The sequence below is a fragment of the Deinococcus hopiensis KR-140 genome, assembly GCF_900176165.1.
GTDB classification, from domain to species: Bacteria; Deinococcota; Deinococci; order Deinococcales; family Deinococcaceae; genus Deinococcus; species Deinococcus hopiensis.
In genome coordinates this window covers 295,041-312,399 of sequence record NZ_FWWU01000003.1, presented here as the reverse complement: position 1 = coordinate 312,399, position 17,359 = coordinate 295,041, and the positions used below count along the sequence as shown (strand labels likewise).

Here is a 17,359-nt window from a genome sequence, read left to right as displayed (position 1 = left end):
TCATGCCCGACGCGCTCACCATCTACCCCATCCGCCACCACGGCCCCGGCTCGGCACGCAGCGTGGCCCGGGCGCTGGAGGCCCATCCGCCCGCCACGCTGCTCATCGAGGGACCGGTGGACGCCGACAGCCTGCTGCCCTTCCTCAGCGATTCGGCCCTCATACCCCCCGTCGCCGTCATGGCCCACGTGCAGGGTCATCCCGAACGTTCGGTGTTCTACCCGCTGGCCGAGTTCAGCCCTGAATTTGTGGCGATTCGCTGGGCCCTCTCGCGCGGCGTACCCGTGGCCTTCATGGACTTGCCCGCCAGCGCGACGCTCGCGCCGAAGGAGGAGGGGGGGGAAGCGCCCGCCGAGAACGCGGCGGACCTGGACGGGGAGGACGTGCCCTCAGCTCCCGCCGACACCGTGCGCTCGGACCCCCTCGCGCTGCTGGCCCAGGCCGCGGGGTACAGCGATTTCGAGCGGTGGTGGGACGCCCTCGTGGAGTCGCGCGGCGAGGGTGAGGCCGTGTTCGCCGCAGTTGCCGAGGTGATGGCGGCGGTGCGCGAGGCTGAGGACGGACACACCTCTGAGCGTGACCTGATCCGCGAGGCCCAGATGCGCCAGACCATCCGCGCAGCGTTGAAAAAGGGCAGGGTGGCCGTGGTGTGCGGCGCTTGGCACGCCCCGGCGCTGACTCCGGAAATGTTGGCGCGCGAGGTAAAGGCCGATGCAGCGCGCGTGAAAGGGCTGCCCAAAGCGAAAGTCGCCCTCACCCTCACCCCCTGGACCCACGGACGGCTGACGCAGGCGAGCGGCTACGGAGCGGGCGTTACGTCGCCGGGCTGGTACGCCCACCTCTACGGCACGCCTGCGCAGGTCAGCGAGCGCTGGCTGACCCGCTCGGCCCGGCTGCTGCGCAAGCATGGGCTGGACGCGTCGAGCGCCCAAGTGATCGACGCCGTGCGGCTGGCTGATGCGCTCGCCACCCTGCGCGGGCGGCACCTCGCGGGCCTGGACGAACTGACGGACGCCACGCGCGCCGTCTTCGCCTGGGATTCGGACACGCCGCTGCGCCTGCTCTCCGAGGAACTGTTCGTGGGCGAGGCGCTGGGCAGCGTGCCCTCCGGCGTCCCTGCCGTGCCGCTGGAACAGGACTTCGCCGCCACGCTGGCCCGTCTGCGCCTGAAGCGGGAGGCCGTCACCCGCGAGGTCACCCTTGACTTACGGGAGGACGCGGGCTTGAGCCGCTCACAACTCTTTCACCGCCTGCATCTGCTGGGCGTGCCGTGGGCAAAGGAGGCGTATGCCAGCGGCACCGGCACCTTCAAAGAGGCCTGGACCCTGCGCTGGGACCCCGAATTCAGCGTGCGGATCGTGGAGGCGAGCCGTTACGGCAACACCTTGGTGCGGGCGGCGCATATGGCTGCCCTCTCGCAGGCGCGGCGGGCCCCGCACCTGGGCGCGCTCTCGGCGCTGCTGGAGGTCACGCGGCTGTGTGGGTTACCGGGAGCTGCCGACTTCACGCTCGCCCGTCTGGATGCCCGCGCCGCCGACGCCGACACCGCCGCACTGCTGCTCTCGCTGCCGCCCCTGGCGCGGCTGGCCCGTTACGGCGATGTGCGGGCGCGCGAGGGTGACGACCTGCGGCCCGTCTTCCGCACGCTGGTGGCCCGCGCGGCTGCCGGGCTGCCCAACGCCGCGCACGGGCTGGGTGAGGAGGCGGCGACAACGCTTCAACGCCAGATCACCGGGGCCGACGCCGCCGTGCGCCTCCTCGACGACCCCGATGCAAGCGCTGAATGGACCGCCGCCCTGCATGCCCTGGATGCCGGGGGCACTGCGCCGCTGCTGCGTGGGGACGCCGTGAACCGCCTGCGGGACCGGGGCGTCCTCGATGATCGGCAGGTGCAGACCCGGCTGGCCTCGGCCCTCGCGCCGGGTGCGCCTCCGCTGGACGTGGCCGCGTGGCTGGGAGGCTTTATCGGTGAGGACGGCGGGACTCTACGCCACGATCCGGCGGCGCTGGCCCTGCTTGACGCCTGGGTGGTGGACCTGGATATGGACGCCTTCGGTGAGGTGCTGCCCCCCCTACGCCGCGCCCTCTCGCGCCTGGAGCCCCACGCGCGCAGGCGGCTGGGCGAGGAACTGCGCGGGCTGGAACGTGCCGCGCAGGCGGCGCAGATCAACAGTGGCCTGGGGACAGCGGTGGTGCCGGTGGTGCTGCGCCTGCTGGGCGTAACCCACGTTGAAGGAGGGGTCCAATGACGGAAGCTTCCCCACAAGCCCTGACCCCCGAACAAGAACGCCTGCGCCGCTGGCGGCTCCTCCTGGGCGGCGAGACCTCCCGGGGCGAGAGCGCCGACGGCATCGGCTGCGGGCTGGGCGAGCACGACCGCCGCCTGGACGTGGCGTTGGCCTCGCTGTACGACGGCGCCCCCTTTGCGGTAAAGACCGAGAAGCCCCAGAAGGGCCGCAAGTCACACCGCAATGTGGGCTTCGGCCAGAGTGCCCCGGCGGTCGCCGCGTGGCTGGGCGAGGTCCGGGACCTCTTTCCGCAGTCGGCGGTGCAGGTCATGCAGCAGGACGCAGTGGACCGCCTGAACCTGAAAACCATGCTGCTTGAACCTGAGCTGATGGAACACCTGCAGCCCGACGTGCATATGGCCGCCACCCTGATCAGCCTTAAGGACGCCATGCCGGACGCCGCCAAGGCGCTGGCGCGGCAGGTTGTGGCCCGCGTGGTAGACGAGCTTCAGACCCGCCTCGCCGAACCGCTGCGCAGCGCCGTGACGGGCAGCCTCAACCGCTCGCAGCGCAACCTGCGTCCACGCCAGAACGAGGTGGACTGGGGCCGCACCCTCCTGAAGAACCTGCGGACCTATGACCCCGAGCGCCGGACCGTGATCCCCGAACGGCTGGTGGGCTATGGGCGTGCGCGGCGGCAGCTCAAGGCCGTGACCCTGTGCGTGGACCAGTCGGGGAGCATGGCGTCCAGCGTGGTGTACGCGGGCATCTTCGGCGCGGTGCTGGCGAGCCTCCCAGCCCTGAAGACGAACGTGGTGGTGTACGACACCACGGTGGTGGACCTCACCGACCACCTTGCCGATCCGGTGGACGTGCTGTTCGGCGTGCAACTCGGGGGCGGCAACGACACGCCGCTCGCCCTGCGCTACTGCAAGGGCCTGCTCACCAACCCCGAGGAGCACACCTTCGTCCTGATCTCGGACCTGTACGAGGGCTCGGGCAGCGCCGAGATGATCCGCCGACTGAATGAATTCCGCAACATGGGTGCGCGCGTGATCGTGCTGCTGGCCCTTGACGACGACGGCACGCCGAGTTACGACCACGACAACGCTGGGAAGCTGGCGACCCTGGGCATCCCGGTGTTCGCCTGCACGCCGGACTTCTTTCCTGACCTGATGGCGACCGCATTGCAGGGCGCTGACATCGGGGCATGGGCGGCATCGCGCGGCATCGTGACGGCCCGGGCGGGGGCGGAAGCCGGAGGCTGATCCCTGTCCATGGTGGTTCGGCGCAGCGAAGGTGTTCAGGGCGAAAACAGTTATTCTCGGTGCTTCCCGATCCCGTCTAGCTCACCCAACGCCGCGTCCGGCAGGGTGATGTCGGCTGCCGCAACGTTCTCGCGCAGGTGCTCAGGTGACGAGGTGCCGGGGATCAGCAGAATGTTGGGTGAACGCTGAAGCAGCCAGGCCAGCGCCACCTGCATGGGCGTTGCCCCCAACGTTAGGGCCACACCAGAGAGGGCGCCCGACTGAAGGGGCGAGACCCCCCCCAGCGGGAAAAACGGCACGTAGGCGACGCCCTGCCGCGCGAGGTCGTCGATAAACGCGTCGTCTTCCCGGTGCGCCAGGTTGTACATGTTCTGCACGCACACGATCTCGGTGATGGACTGGGCTTCCGCGAACTGCGCGGGCGTGACGTTGCTCACGCCAAGGGCACGGATCAGGCCCTGCTCCTTGAGTTCGGCCAGGACAGCCAGCGGTTCAGCGATGGAGCCCTCCGACGGACCGTGCGCGTCGCCCATCACGCGCAGGTTGACGACGTCAAGCGTGTCGAGTTCGAGGTGACGAAGGTTGTTGTGGACGGCTCCTGTCAGTTCCTCGCGGGACATGGCGGGCACCCAGGAACCGTCTTCCGGGCGGCGGGCCCCGACCTTGGTCACGATTACGAGGTCGTCAGGATAAGGGTGCAGGGCCTCGCGGATGATCTGGTTGGTGACGTACGGCCCGTAGAAGTCGCTGGTGTCGATGTGGTTGATTCCCAGCGCGACGGCCTCGCGTAGCACAGCGGTGGCCGCCTCCCGGTCGCGCGGTGGGCCGAAAACACCTGGACCGGCAAGTTGCATGGCCCCGTAGCCCAGCCGCCTCACCGTGCGGTTACCGAGGGCAAAGGTGTCTGCCTGAGTGGCCAAATGGGTCGTCACAGTCATGCGTAATCCTCCTGTCGGTCAAGTTTCTGCCAGGCATCCTCACCCATGGGACGCTCTGGAGCCACTGTTTTCAGTGGTAACGTAATCCCGTAATCGGTTGTATGTCAAGGGGGTAACAAAAGTATGTTACCGTTGATATATGGCTGCTGTTCTTTTGCCGTCTCCGCGTGACCGTATTCTCGAGGCCGCCCTCACACTGCTCGAAGCCGGGGGCGTGGACGCTGTCTCTACCCGGACGGTCAGCGCGGCGGCTCACGTGCAGCCGCCGACCATCTACCGTCAATTTGGCGACATGCAGGGCCTGCTCAATGCGGTGGCGAGCGCCGGGTTCGCGTCTTACCTCCAGGCCAAGGCGGCGCGGGTGGGTACGGGTGACCCAGTAGAAGAGTTGCGTAAGGGCTGGAACCGGCACGTGGAGTTCGGCCTGAGTCATCCGCACCTGTACACGCTGATGTACGGCCGACTGCGGCCTGGCGAGGAGTCCCCCGCAGCCCTGGAGGCGGCGGCCATGCTGCAGGCGCTGATGGGGCGGGTGGCGGAAGCGGGGAGGCTTGCCGTGGACGTAGAGCGGGCCGCCGCCATGATCCACGCTTCGGCTGTAGGGGTGACGCTGGTCTTGCTCCGCGCCCCGGAGCGGGACGATGGACTTGCAGAGCGGATGCGCGAGGCAGTGCTGGGCGCGGTGCTCACACCAGAAGGGGACGCGGTCGGCGACCCGGGCAAGCAACAGGCAGCGGCCCATGCGGTCGCATTGATTGCCTTGCTGCCCACCCTGCCGGCCGCCTTGACCGAAGCGGAACGCACGCTCCTTCTGGAATGGCTCAAGCGGTTGACGTAAGTCCGGGAGGGCCCTTGCCTGCGGATATCCCCCAGGCAAGGGCCCCGGAGAGGCGGCTCCGACAGTGAGTTCGGAGAAACGGTGCAAGACGTTCCCCGCTCGGTGCCGAAGTTGGTAGACCATTGGGAGAAAGTTGGGAGTGTTCGCCGCCGTATACCCGACGGAGAGGGCCAGCCCCGCCGGGGCTGGCCCTCTCCGCTTTGCGACTCCCGTTTACGGGAAGTTGAGAACGTTGCTCGGCGCCGTGTTGGTGTTGGGCAGGGGAACGGCGGCCCCCGTGTTGTTGATCACGCGGCTGATGCCGCCCGTGTTGCCCAGCGAGACGGTCAGCAGGTCGTGGAACTTCACGCCCGCCACGTTCGGCACCTCGAAGGCGCGGGCCACCGTGATGCTGGGGTTGACGTTGAAAAAGCAGTAGCTTCCCAGGCCCCAGGCCTCGTGCGTGGTGACGCTGTCGGCCACCTTGTACGCCGCGTAGCCGTAGCCGTTGCCACTGCTCCAGCCCGTAGCGGGAGCGTCGTAGGGAAGTTCGTTCTGGAAGAAGATGGTCTTGCCGCCCTGACCGTTCCACAGCACGTTGTATTTCTGGTAGTGCTCGACGAACAGCCCCGTGGCAAGCACGTTGTTGCCGTTCACGATCAGGCCCGTGTCGGCGGTATTGATGGCCCAGCCCGTCGGCTGCGTACCGTGGTCGGCACGCCAGGCCCAGATGTGGTCGATGATCGCGTTGTCGCTGTTCACCACCAGGCTGTTGGTGGCCTTGCCCGCCACCGCGCCGCCGATGCGGAAGTACACGTCCTGGACGCTGGTGGGGTTGGCCGCGTGGCTCACGTGCGAGCCTGCTGTCCCGACGGTCAGCAGCGCAGGGCTGTTGGTGGTGCCCGCGTCGAACAGCAGACCAGAGATCTTCACACCGTCCACGTCGGCCACCTGAATACCGTTGACGCCGCCATCGGGAATCAGCGCCGGGAAGCCCAGACCAAAGAGGACCGTGTTTGCCCGCGTAACATTCAGCGTCTGGCTGAGGTGGTACACGCCAGGTGTAAAGAACAGATTGAGGCCCTGGCTGAGCGCCTGGTTCAGCGTCGCCGCGCTATCGGTGGGCCGGGCGACGTAGAACTGGCTGAGGGGAATGGACGTGCCCGCTGTGTTCGGCCAGGTCACGCCGCTGGAGTTGGTCCGCAGGCCGGGCACAAAGACCGCGTACTTGCCGTTCTCGAAATACAGGTAGGGTTTCTCGCGGCTGACGGGCGTGGTGCCCAGTGTGGTGTGGGGCGGATTCGGGAAGGCCTGTGGAGGAGCGCCCTGCACCCCGCTGAAGACCATGTTCCACACCCCGCCGTTCCAGCTGCCAACCGCGCTGTCACGGGTGTACCACTGCTGTTGCGAGCCGCTGCTCACCGCGCCGTCCACCTTCACGTCCGCCAGGTAGCCGCCGCTGGAGTAGCCCTGGCCGCCGTCCTGGTTGCTGGGGGCCAGGGTCAGCGCCCCCTTGATATGCACGCGGCGCATGGGCGCTGCCTGCGACACCGCCCAGCGGTTCGTACCGCCCTCGGGCACCACCGAGAGGTTCTCCGCGCTGCGCCAGAAGTTCTGGGTGGCGTTTTTCTCGTCGCCCAGGTTCCAGCCGCTGTCGACGTTGATGGCCCCGTTGATGGTCACGTCGTCCGGATTGCGGCCCAGGCCCGCCACTGTGGTGTAAAAGCCCAGGTTGCCCCACACGCGGCCATACGTGCCCGGCTTGAACAGGAAGGTGAAGCGCTGGCTGCCGAACTGCGCGCCCCCGTTGAGCTTCCAGGCGTTGAAAGCGTTATCAAGATCAGCCTGAATGGTTGTGGCCGAGGTGCCAGGCTCGTAGATCTTCACGTTGGGCCCAAAGTTGGGCGTATCGGAGGTCGGCAGGGTCGTGCTCACCTTGGTCAGTTTGAAGGAGGAGGTGAGGTCGTTGAAGTCGGGCAGCGTGGAGGCGTCGGCGCTCAGCGTCTTGCTGGTCCCCCCGTAGTTGATGTCGTTGAACAGCTGCACCTGATAGCCGCTGCTCACCTTGACCGAACTGATGCGGTCGTTCCAGTCGGTGCCCACCCAACTGCTGTCGCCGCTGGCGCAGAACGACGTTCCCTGGTAATTCGCGTCCGTGTAAAAGCAGACCGGCCCTGTGGTGCCCCCCGTGCTGCCCACCGTGTAGGTGGTGTTGGGCGTGTCGTAGGCAGCGGTGCCGTTGTTGTACGTAAAGGAGTAGACGAGGGTGTTCCCGTTGGCCACCGTCACGTTTTGTTCGTAGCGGGCGGCAGCGCTGTTGTAAGTCATGCGGACGTTTTGCTGAGCCCCGCCGTTGAGGGTGTAATGCGCGTCCACCCAGGTGGTGTTGACCGCCGACTTGAACCAGATGGTGGCCGTCGAGCCCGCCACACTGACGCCGCTGGTGTAGTCCGTGGCCGCGGCACGCAGCGTTGAAGGCGAGGTACCGTCCGCGCTGGGCGACGCGGACTGCTGGTCACAGGCGGCCAGCAGCAGGGCGAGGGAAGTGACTGCAAAGAGGCGCTGGGAACGGAGCATGGGGTTCCTTTCTGTGCTCGGGAGAATGCGGCAAAAAGTACGGCCACCTGCGAGGAAGTGTCGTACATGTCCAACCCCCCTCATGCGTTTCCATGAGAAGGCGGTCTTGCGAATGCTGCTGAATTCGTTATGACTACCTTACAAAAGCTTTGAAAACGTTGTCAAGGCAAAGCGAGGGGAAGAACAAACATGCACGTTGCGTTAAGAATTTCGGTCTCTGGGAGCGGAGAAAGGAGAGGCAAGACGCCCGGAGCTGCGTGTGGAACGCAGTTTTTTGGTTAGAGGAGGAAGACATCACGCTGCCTCCGGGTGCGCCTGCGTCAGCTCTTGCCAGAGGTTGAGCGGGGCTGCCGGTGCGTTCTGTCCAGGCCATGTCCTCCTCTCCCCACTCCCAGAGGGGACGGCGCCCTCGCGACGTCTCGCACTCCGTAGCAGGTCCAGAAAGGCGTGGTGCTTGGCGTTCCCTTGGAATTGGACGCCACATGCAAGGGCGCGTGGCGTGCGCCTCAGGGCAGAGACCCCCAGCGCAGTGATGCTGCCGGGTCCCCGAGTTCCCCGTCTGTACGGCCCAAATCAGTGAGGCAGCCTTCCAGGCCAAGCAGGACGTCTTCAGCCAGTTGCGCCTGGGCTGACGGTAACCTCGCTTCCGTTTTTGCGGAACTGGAAAAGGGTTCGGGAGCCAACGCGAGGGCCGCCCGGCTGCCCGCCGCGAGCCTTCATCCCGTGGGCTCTGGCCGCCTCATTCCGCCCAAAACCGACATGTTTACGGCGCGCTCAAACCTGACTCGGCCGCCTGTGCCCTTGACCCCCGAGCGCTCCACAGTTGCCGGATGAGGTCCCTCTCCCCGCGTTACAGACCAAGGACCTGCTTGAGTCTGGCCGGAACCTTTCCCCCACCGCTTATTCCAAAGCCGAAGGGGCTTTGCCAGCTCCAGGCGGCCCAGGCAAAGTGCTGACCCTCGGCGAGGGTGCGGACATCACGCAACCAGCGCAGACGCTCAGCGCTTGGCGCACTGGTGTGGACGGCAAAGGAAGTGAGCAGCACCGGTACCCCATACCGGCGGGACCAATGGCCTACCGCCTCAAAGGAACGCCGCATCGCTCTGGCGTCGTTCACGGTATATGGCACGCCCTTGAGCCGTTTCCAATCATCGTTGGAGGGATTGCCCTGCTGCGTGAAATCCAGTGGATTCAAATACTGAAAGCCGTACACAACGTTCCTGTCGGCAAGGGGGCGCAGGTCCAGGATGGAGTCGGCGTCGGCGTAGCAGATGCCGGAGACGAGCACCGGCAAGGCCGGTGCTGCCCGGCGCACCGCCCGCACAAACGCCGAGAGCGCCGCATTCCAGTCGAAGGTACTGGGGCCGCAATCCCGCCGCCCGGGGTCGACCGGCTCATCCAGAGGTTCGATCATCGCGCGGGGCAACCGGGCAGCCACCATCCGCGCCGCGAGGCGTTCGAGAAGCACCAGATGGGTGTCCCGCGCCATGCCACCGAGGAGGACCTTGCGTTTGAGACCGGGGTCTGGAGCGACGGCGACCAGCACGCCCAGTCCACGGGCGCGCGCTGCGCCGAGCAGGCGATCGAGGGATCGCCCCGGCTCGTCACTGCTGGCGGAAGCCTCGATCAACAGGGCCGGGTCCAGCGGCACCCGGACGAAATCGAAACCGGCCGCCCGGATCTGTCCCAGCTGGGAAAGCTGGGCCGCATCAAGCGGCCGGAAGGGCCCGCCGCCCAGCCAGCCCTCGAGGTTGACGCCGCGCCGCCAGTCCTTCAAGGGGGCCGCGCCCGCTCCACCCAGAAGGCCCAATACCGCTGCGGCGACCAGAAGCCGCCTCACAGGCCAGCCTCCTGGGCCCGCAAGGCGGCCTCCGCGCGGCTGCCCACCTGCAACTTGGAAAAGACACTCGTGATGTGATTGCGTACAGTTTTTTCCGAGAGTTCCAGGCTGCGGGCAATGACCGGGTTCCGCTGACCTTGCCCGATCAGCGCCAGGATCTCGCGCTCCCGGTCCGTGAGTTCAGGAAAGGGCAGCGGCCCGGACCGTAAGGGCCGAGCAAAGTACCGCATCAACCGCTGGGCAATGCCGGGACCAAACAGGGCCTCACCCCGGGCGACCGCCGCTACAGCGCGCAGCAGGTCTTCCGGGGCGGCCCCCTTGAGCAGGTAACCGCGCGCTCCCGCCTGCATCGCGGAAAACACATTGTCGTCGTCGTCGAACATGCTAACGATCAGGATGCCAGGGGGCAAAGAGGCGCGCAGAATCTGGCGGGTGGCCTCCAGACCGCTCAGGCGCGGCATCTGGATGTCCATCACGATGACGTCCGGAGCCAGACGCGCGCTGAGCTCCACCGCCTGCTGACCGTCTCCCGCTTCGCCCACGACGTCGATGTCCCCGGCAACCGAGAGCAGGGCGCGCAGTCCCTCGCGGAACAGGCGGTGGTCGTCGGCAATCAGCACGCGGATCGGGTGCGGCGGCACTTCATTCATGCGTCTCCTGGACTGTCCCTCAAGGCGGTCCCTCACCCAGCGGGAGAGTGGCCCTCACCAGCGTACCTCCACCCCGGGCCTTCAACCAGATGAGGGTGCCGGAGAGCGCCTCGGCCCGCTCGCGCATCGACTGAGAACCGACGCCGGGCTCACGGACGTCGGGCAGACCCACGCCGTCATCCTCGATTTCCACCGTCAGTCGCCCGGATTCCAACTGCAGGCGCAAGGTGACGTGCCCGGCCTGGGCGTGCTTCACGACGTTCGTGAGGGCCTCCTGCGCGATGCGGTACACCGCCACCTCGGCGGCCGCCCCCAGGGGAGGGAGGACTGCCGGGGTCTCCAGGGTGGCGGCGACTCCACCCGACCGCACGCCCGTCAATACCTCCTCCAGCGCCCCGAGCAGACCCAGATCGTCGAGCTTGGGGGGGCGCAGGTCGTGGACCAGGCGGCGCACCTCGCCGACACTCTCGCGGACGTCGTCTTGCAGGGCCGTCAGGTGCGCGTTGGCCCGCTCGGGCGCGCGCTCAAGGAGCATCCGTGCCGCTTCCAGCTTGAGTCCCAGGCCCGACAGCGCCGGGCCCAGACCGTCATGCAGGTCACGCCGCAGCCGCCGGCGTTCGTCCTCGCCCGCGCGCACCAGCCGCTCCCGAGACGCCCGGAGGGCCTCACCCAGTTGCCAGGCGTGGGCAGCGTCGGCCAGTTGGTCTGCCACCACCCCCAGGAGGCGGTGATCGGCCGGTGACAGGGCCTCGCGCGCTCCACGCGGAGCGGCCACCAGGGTCCCCACACGCTCGCCCCCGACCACGAGCGGCCAACTCACCGCGTGGCTTCCGACCTCGCCGCAGGTCAGCACCTCGCCGCCCAGCAGGTGCAGGGCCACGCCCGGGAGCCTCAGGGATACGCTGAGCAGGTCCAGCGCCGCTTCCAGGCGTGCCCTGGGATCCGGGGCCCGGGCGAGTTCCAGCGCGAGCCGCTGGGTCATCAGGAAAGGATCGTCTCGCAGGCCGTACAGCAGGCGGTTGACCGCGTGAATCAGCGCGGCCCGTACACTTCCGAAGCCCGTGGCGATCAGGATTGCGGCCACCATCCCGAGCCACAGGCTGTTCTCCGCTCCCACCAACGCCCCGATGCCTCCCACGACCCCGACGTACACGAGTGCGGTGAAGCCGGCCAGACCGACCAGTACCCCCACGCGCGCCAGACCAGACTGCAGCGCTCCAGGACGGCGCTCCAGCCAGACCAGGGCGGCCCCCATCAAAAAGGCCAGAAATCCGAGATCGCGCAGCGCCGGACGCCCCAGTTCGTTCCACCACGCGCCCAGCCTCAGGGAACCGAGCAGGGTCGGGCGGCCGAGGAGGTCCGTGGGCAGTGAGCTGGCCGCAAAGACCAGCAGGCACAGCAGCAGCGCCGCCTCGCCCCAGTGGCGCGCGGACCGCGTGTTCTGGCGCTGCCCCAGGGTCCACACGCCGCCGAGGCCCGCCAGCGTCACCCACAGCAGCGGCGCGGTCCACACGCCCAGGGGGACGAGCCCACTGCTCAACACGCCGAGCGTGGCCAGGAGCGCCGCGAGCACCACGCGGTCCCGCCCGGTTTCAAACCGCAAGACCAGCGCCGCCGCCCCCGCGCCGAGTCCCAACGCCGTCCCGTCGAGCACGAGCCGGAGCCGCGTGAGGAACGGCGTCCAGGTCCGGTCGTCGAGCCCCCGCACCGACCACACCAGATCAAGCCAGTGGGCGTGGAGGCTCAGGAACAGCACGGGCGCGGCGGCCAGCAGCACCAGGGCAGGCAGGGTCCAGACGCGCAGGGCCTGGGGAAGCCCAGCGGTGACGCGCATTGACGTTCTGGAAGGCATAGGCTCTCGCACGCCTCCAGCGTGGCGGAACGGGGGTCCCGAATGGCAGGGACGGACCTTGTCCCAGATTGTGGGGCACGGCCTGCCTCAAGACAACGGGACAGTGCGGCGCGCACCCTGTGGACAGCAGCGGGAGACGGAAACCTGAGCCGGCCCGCTCACCCAGGAGCCCACCATGAAGCACGGCCGGACCTCTGCCCTGATGCTCACCTTTGCGCTCGCGGCTCCTGCCGGCCAGGCCCAGCCGCCGCCACGGCCCTCTATGCCGTCACCCTGGAAAGCTCTGTGAAGGGGTACCGGCACAACGCGGCCCTCACGGGAGGCGGCCTGTACGACGCCGGCGCGTGGGTCCCACGCGGTGGTGAGGAGATCGGCGTCGGCTGGAACATCTTTACCAGGGTGTTTGCCGCACCTGGGGGCGTGATTTACGGCGTGATGCCCAACGGCAATCTGAAATGGTATTGGCATCTGGCGTACCGGACAGGCGGGGGCCTGTATGAGGCGGGGGCCTGGGATCCACGCGGGGGCAAGGTCGTGGGGACCGGCTGGAACGGATTCACCCAGCTGGCCGCTGGCAAAAACCGCGTCATCGCGGTTCACCGCACCAGAGTGCCGCTGAACCTTGCTGCTCGTGGAGTGGAGAACACCTTTTGTATTCTCCACTCGGTAAGCTGAGGGCAGGGCCTGTGCCCAAACTGTTTGGCGTGGATGCTCGGCGGCGTTCCTTCCAGCCGGCGGAACTCCCTGCCCCGAAGGCACATGAAGGAGAAGGTCATGTCCCGAATTCGCCCCTTGCTGCTGCTCGCGCTCGCTTTGCCCCTGTGGGTATCCTCCGGCAGGACGGAGGTGGTCTCGCCCGGCCCCGCTCCAGTCACCTCGCCCGCATCGGGTGGGACGTGGATTATGGGATACGCGGTCGGTTACGAACGGGACCTCCTTCCAGCAGACGAACTGAACTGGAGTGCCCTGACCCACCTCGTGGTGGGCCGGGCCACGCCCAACGCAGACGGCACGCTGAACACCACCTTCGATATCGACGCGTCCGGCGGTCCCCTCTGGGCGAAAGCCATGGTGCGCCAGGCACACGCCCACCACGTTCGGGCCATCCTGATGCTGGGGGGGGCAGGGGAGCACGCCGGCTTCGCGGGCGCCGCCGCCCGGCGGCGAGACACCCTCGTGCAAAATATTCTCCAGGTCGTTGAGGACTACGGCTTCGACGGGGTAGACCTGGACTGGGAACCGCTTTTTGCCGCCGACGAGGTTCCCCTGCGAGGCCTGGCCACGCGCCTGCGCCAGCGGCGGCCAGGGTTGCTGCTGACCCTCCCCGTCGCCTTCGTGAACGCCAACGCGCCGACGCAAGAAGCCCGGCCCAGCTTGGCGGCCCTGTCAGGCACTTTCGACCGAATCAACATCATGAGTTACGGTATGGCCGGCGCATATCCTGGCTGGCAGGCCTGGCACTCGTCGGCGCTGGCGGGCGAGGCGGGGGGGACGCCGACGAGCGTGCAAAGCAGCGTCAGGGCGTACCTCAGGGCGGGTATTCCGGCGCAGAAGCTGGGGCTGGGCATCGGCCTGTACGGGCTGTGTTACCAGGGCGTGACGGCTCCGGCCCAGTCGGCGCCCAGCATGACGACCGTGGCGGATGACGGCGACATGAGCTATGTCAACATCGTCCGCCAGTACTTCACCGCTGGGGCGAGCCGATGGGACGCCCGGGCCAAAGTCCCCTACCTGAGTTCGGTCAAGCCGCTCGGTCCCCACGCCTGCACGTACGTCAGCTACGAGAACGCCGCCTCCATCGGGCGCAAAGGCCAGTACGCCCGCAGCCTCGGCCTGGGAAGCGTAATTCTCTGGACTCTGGGTCAGGGTCACTTCAAGGGTGAACCGTCAGGAAGCGTGGACCCGCTCCTCACGGCGGCCCACGCCGCCTTCCGGCCCTGACCGACAGGCGCGTGGGATCAGAACGGCTCCTCGGTGTCCTCCAGGGAGACGCGGCAGGTCCTGCGCTGTACCTGCCCGGGTTCGGGGTGGGACCCGTTTTTCTCCTTCTCGCTCCCGGCGAGTTGAATCACTTTCTCAACGGCGCAGTCGGAGCCACCTCCGTGCCGCTCCCACCCTCACCGGTCGCGTCCCCCACCAGGTGGCGGGCCAGAGCGGTGGTCTCGGGCAAGGGCGTCAGGCCGAGCTCGGTCAGCGTGGCGCACAGGAAGCGGTAGGTCCGGTGAACAGCGGCGGTATGACCCCGTAAAAACTGGGCGCGCATCAGCGCGCGTGCGGCCGGCTCCTGCGCCGGGTCAATGGCCAGCGCCCGCTCGGCCAGCCCGGCGGCCATCTCGGACTGCCCCGTCTTCAGGGCGTAGGCCGCCTCATCGGCCAGGGCCTGAGGAAGGTGGACGGCATACTGGCGCTGCTCTTCCTGAACGGCGTGCAGGTCGCTGTCGGCCAGAGCTGGCGGCAACGCGAGCAGGCCAGCGGCCCGGCCTGGCCCTCCGGTCGCCATCCTGAGCAGGGTCCGGGCTTCCTCCAGGTCCACTTCCAGATCTGGGCTGGGCTTCAGGCGCAGCCAGTCGCCGCGTTCCAGAAAGGTGCCGCTGGCCACGCCTTCTTCTAGAATCTGCCCGAGGGCGTGGAGGGTCACCCGGAAGTTACGTTCACCCACCTGCGGATCTGCACCGGGAAACAGGGCTTCCTGGGCGACCTCGCGGGCCATACCCCCGGCTTCCACAGCCAGCAGCGCGAGCAAGTCGCGCGCCCGTGCCCGGCCCCAGTCGCGGCCCCGGCCACCGTCACGCGTCACGGTGACCCGCCCCAGCACCTGAACCCGGACCTGGACCCCAGGCGTTTCGAGCGCCTGAGGCAAGTGCGTGTAGCCCAGGGCGTGGGCCACGGGAAGCAGCCCCGCCTGGGCTTCTGGCCTGGCTTCGCCCAGCCGCGCCAGCAGGGCCGCGCGCGCCGCCCGGGACCGCGCGGGGGAGAGCAGTGCGCGCCGCGTCAGCAGAAACGGAAACTTCAGGACCGCCTGCACCGCCTCGGCGGCCCAGACCGCCTCGCCCGACGCGGCGTACTGCGCCAGGGCGGCGCACGCCTGCCCAAAGGTGTCGGTGCAGGCCCTGAAGTCCGCGTAGGCCGCGTGCAGGTCGGGCATGGCCTCCGCGGGTCTGCCGCCGTGCAGCGCTCCCAGGGCGGACGTGAGCCGGGTCAGGGCAAGGACATACCGGTCCCCACCGGCGTGGGCCAGCGCCTCGTCCCGGTACGCCGCGGCCTGGGCCGGGTGCCCCTCCAGGCCAGCCAGATAGGCCAGGCCCATCAGCGGTTCGACCCGCAGCCGGGGCACCACGTCCTGCGCCAGCGCCAGTGCCCTCAGGTAAGGCTGTCGGGCTGCCGGCAGGTCCCCGCCGATCTGCGAAGCGTGGCCGAGGCGGGACAGCGCGAGCGACTGCACGAACAGGCTCTCCAGCCGCTCGCCTTCCGCGAGGCCCTCGCGGGCAGAACGTTCCGCCTCGCCCGGCTCTCCCAGGACGGTCTGAAGAAAACTGGCGAGCAGAAGGCCCTCCCGGTGATTCTGGGCGGCCCGGGCTCCACCCAGTTCGCCCCGCGCCGCCACCTGTGCCAGCGCCAGTGCCCGGGTGAGTTGCCCCGAGCGCAGGGCATACCGCGCTCCCCGCGCCAGGTCCGGTTCGAGGGCCAGCGCCTCCGCCAGATTCCCCGCATTGAGGTGGTTCTCAGCGTAGAGTCGCCGGACGTCCAACGCCTCTTCATCCCGGGCGAGCTGGGCCGCGAGCGCGAGCGGTGCCCAGCCCTGGTCGGGCTGCACCGTGTCCAGGGCCACCTGGGCCTCGCCCAGCGCGCGGGCGAAGGCCGGTGCGCGCCCGTAGGCCGCGAGCGCCTCGGCGTAGCGGGACGAGAGCCGCAGAGCGTCGCCGGACAGGGCGTAGAGTTCCGGCGTCCAGGCGTCTTTCGGCAGGCGGTCCAGGGTCCGCAGGATCAGCGTGACGCGGCCCTGGGCGAGCCACTGGGCACCAAACTGAACCAGCAGGTGCGCCGTGCGTACTGGATTGCCCGCCAGCAGGTGCGCGGCCATCGCCCGACGTGGACGCCCGGTGCGCTCGAAAAAGGCCGCGCCGCGCGCCGCGATCTGTTCGACCTCGTGGGGTTGAAGCAGGCCCCGCAGGTGCGCGCGCAGGAGCGGATGGGCGCGGTAGCTGTCGCCGGTCCGGGTCAGGAAAGTGCCGCCGCGCGCCAGGCCTTCCAGGAGGGACGATACCTGATCCTCCTCCGCGAGCGTTTCCGGCAGCGTTTCCGCGAGCAGGGCGGGTGTGATTTCCTCGAAGACGCTGCTGCGGGTCAGCAGGGCGCGTAGGCTGGGGTCAAGTGGCCCCAGAACCTCCTGCGCCAGATACGTGAAGAGGGTTCCCAGCTGCGCTTCCCCGCCGTCGAGATCGGCCAGGCCCGCCAGCCGAACCCGGCCCTGGGCCGCCGCCTGGGCCAGAAAGCGGGCCGCGATGGGCCACCCCTCCGTCACAGCGTGTGCCAGCCGCACTTCACCCCCATCCACGTCGATCCCCTGAGCGGTCAGCAACTCCGTGAGTTCCGCAGGCGTGAAGGCCAGGTCCGCCGCCGACGCCCGTCGCAGGTCGCCTGCGGCTTCCAGGCGGGCCAGTTCCGGAACGTCCAGCGTGGTCCGCGACAGCAGCGCGGTCCGGCTGCCTGCTCCCGGCTCACCCAGCAGCTCCCGTAAGACGCCCTGCGTGAGGGGGCCCGCCACATGCTGCGCCTCGTCGAGCACCAGCAGCGCGTCCGAAGCGTCCAGTACGTCCGCCACGCGCCGGGCGACCCGGCGCGGCGCGGCCCCAGCGTCCAGAAGGGCACCCGGGCCATCCCCGCTCGGCAGATGTGATACAGCGACCGCCAGTCCCGCCACAAATACCTGTGGATCGGCGTCGTCCACGTCCAGCGTGAGCCAGCAGGTGCGGCCCAGTTCCCCCAGGTTCGCCGCGAAGGCGGTGGTCTTGCCGTAGCCGGCGGGGGCCACCACCGTTACCACCCGTGCTGAGGTGAGCAGCGCAACCAACCGGGGACGCGCCACCGCCCCCCGGACCTGCGGAGGTCGCGCCCGGCGCGCCGAGGCGTGTTCCCGCCAATCACCTGGCAACATGGGTCCATGCTAGCGGAGCGCGGGGCACACGCCT

11 protein-coding genes are annotated in these 17,359 nt (G+C 68.5%); 5 read left to right on the top strand and 6 right to left on the bottom strand.

The annotated features are described in order from the left end of the window. The first annotated feature begins 2 nt into the window (after nucleotides 1-2). Both B9A95_RS03225 and B9A95_RS03220 read left to right on the top strand, forming a co-directional pair. Complete coding sequence (locus B9A95_RS03225) at nucleotides 3-2,249, top strand: DUF5682 family protein (protein ID WP_084045499.1); 2,247 nt, start codon at nucleotides 3-5, stop codon at nucleotides 2,247-2,249. Beyond that, the gene (locus B9A95_RS03220) at nucleotides 2,246-3,496 is read left to right on the top strand and encodes a VWA domain-containing protein (protein ID WP_084045498.1); all 1,251 of its coding nucleotides are present in this window, start codon (nucleotides 2,246-2,248) and stop codon (nucleotides 3,494-3,496) included. Before B9A95_RS03225 ends, B9A95_RS03220 begins: the two co-directional genes overlap by 4 nt. 50 nt (nucleotides 3,497-3,546) lie before the next feature. Here the strand turns inward: B9A95_RS03220 and B9A95_RS03215 are convergent, their stop codons facing one another. Then, complete coding sequence (locus B9A95_RS03215; RefSeq protein ID WP_084045497.1) at nucleotides 3,547-4,434, bottom strand: aldo/keto reductase family oxidoreductase; 888 nt, start codon at nucleotides 4,432-4,434, stop codon at nucleotides 3,547-3,549. Nucleotides 4,435-4,573: 139 nt separating this feature from the next. Between B9A95_RS03215 and B9A95_RS03210 the strand changes: the two genes are divergently transcribed. Next, nucleotides 4,574-5,272, top strand: coding sequence for a TetR/AcrR family transcriptional regulator (locus B9A95_RS03210; protein ID WP_084045496.1), 699 nt, complete (start codon nucleotides 4,574-4,576; stop codon nucleotides 5,270-5,272). 213 nt (nucleotides 5,273-5,485) lie between these two features. Here the strand turns inward: B9A95_RS03210 and B9A95_RS03205 are convergent, their stop codons facing one another. The 4 genes from B9A95_RS03205 to B9A95_RS03190 all read right to left on the bottom strand — a co-directional run bounded on the left by B9A95_RS03205 (nucleotide 5,486) and on the right by B9A95_RS03190 (nucleotide 12,170). Beyond that, a complete protein-coding gene (locus B9A95_RS03205) occupies nucleotides 5,486-7,828 on the bottom strand; it encodes a peptidase inhibitor family I36 protein (protein ID WP_139806422.1) in 2,343 nt (780 codons plus the stop codon). A gap of 850 nt (nucleotides 7,829-8,678) precedes the next feature. After that, complete coding sequence (locus B9A95_RS03200) at nucleotides 8,679-9,668, bottom strand: glycoside hydrolase family 5 protein (RefSeq protein ID WP_084045494.1); 990 nt, start codon at nucleotides 9,666-9,668, stop codon at nucleotides 8,679-8,681. Further along, nucleotides 9,665-10,318 (bottom strand): response regulator, encoded by a 654-nt coding sequence (locus tag B9A95_RS03195; RefSeq protein ID WP_170928396.1) that lies wholly within the window; start codon nucleotides 10,316-10,318, stop codon nucleotides 9,665-9,667. Before B9A95_RS03195 ends, B9A95_RS03200 begins: the two co-directional genes overlap by 4 nt. Before the next feature lie 19 nt (nucleotides 10,319-10,337). Continuing rightward, the gene (locus B9A95_RS03190; protein ID WP_084045493.1) at nucleotides 10,338-12,170 is read right to left on the bottom strand and encodes a sensor histidine kinase; all 1,833 of its coding nucleotides are present in this window, start codon (nucleotides 12,168-12,170) and stop codon (nucleotides 10,338-10,340) included. A 285-nt stretch (nucleotides 12,171-12,455) separates the two neighbouring features. Between B9A95_RS03190 and B9A95_RS33160 the strand changes: the two genes are divergently transcribed. Next, nucleotides 12,456-12,845 carry a tachylectin-related carbohydrate-binding protein gene (locus B9A95_RS33160; RefSeq protein ID WP_084045492.1) on the top strand — a complete coding sequence of 130 codons (390 nt, stop codon included), beginning with the start codon at nucleotides 12,456-12,458 and terminating at the stop codon, nucleotides 12,843-12,845. 99 nt (nucleotides 12,846-12,944) lie between these two features. Beyond that, nucleotides 12,945-14,111, top strand: coding sequence for a glycosyl hydrolase family 18 protein (locus B9A95_RS03180; RefSeq protein ID WP_170928395.1), 1,167 nt, complete (start codon nucleotides 12,945-12,947; stop codon nucleotides 14,109-14,111). Between the two features lie 127 nt (nucleotides 14,112-14,238). Here the strand turns inward: B9A95_RS03180 and B9A95_RS03175 are convergent, their stop codons facing one another. Further along, the gene (locus tag B9A95_RS03175; protein ID WP_084045490.1) at nucleotides 14,239-17,325 is read right to left on the bottom strand and encodes an AfsR/SARP family transcriptional regulator; all 3,087 of its coding nucleotides are present in this window, start codon (nucleotides 17,323-17,325) and stop codon (nucleotides 14,239-14,241) included. Nucleotides 17,326-17,359 lie beyond the last annotated feature (34 nt).

Excerpts from the sequence above, each read along its gene's own strand:
- B9A95_RS03225 (WP_084045499.1), top strand. The coding sequence starts at position 3 with ATGCCCGACGCGCTCACCATCTACCCCATCCGCCACCACGGCCCCGGC.
- B9A95_RS03220 (WP_084045498.1), top strand. The coding sequence starts at position 2,246 with ATGACGGAAGCTTCCCCACAAGCCCTGACCCCCGAACAAGAACGCCTG.
- B9A95_RS03215 (WP_084045497.1), bottom strand. The coding sequence starts at position 4,434 with ATGACTGTGACGACCCATTTGGCCACTCAGGCAGACACCTTTGCCCTC.
- B9A95_RS03210 (WP_084045496.1), top strand. The coding sequence starts at position 4,574 with ATGGCTGCTGTTCTTTTGCCGTCTCCGCGTGACCGTATTCTCGAGGCC.
- B9A95_RS03205 (WP_139806422.1), bottom strand. The coding sequence starts at position 7,828 with ATGCTCCGTTCCCAGCGCCTCTTTGCAGTCACTTCCCTCGCCCTGCTG.
- B9A95_RS03195 (WP_170928396.1), bottom strand. The coding sequence starts at position 10,318 with ATGAATGAAGTGCCGCCGCACCCGATCCGCGTGCTGATTGCCGACGAC.
- B9A95_RS03190 (WP_084045493.1), bottom strand. The coding sequence starts at position 12,170 with ATGCCTTCCAGAACGTCAATGCGCGTCACCGCTGGGCTTCCCCAGGCC.
- B9A95_RS03180 (WP_170928395.1), top strand. The coding sequence starts at position 12,945 with ATGTCCCGAATTCGCCCCTTGCTGCTGCTCGCGCTCGCTTTGCCCCTG.
- B9A95_RS03175 (WP_084045490.1), bottom strand. The coding sequence starts at position 17,325 with ATGTTGCCAGGTGATTGGCGGGAACACGCCTCGGCGCGCCGGGCGCGA.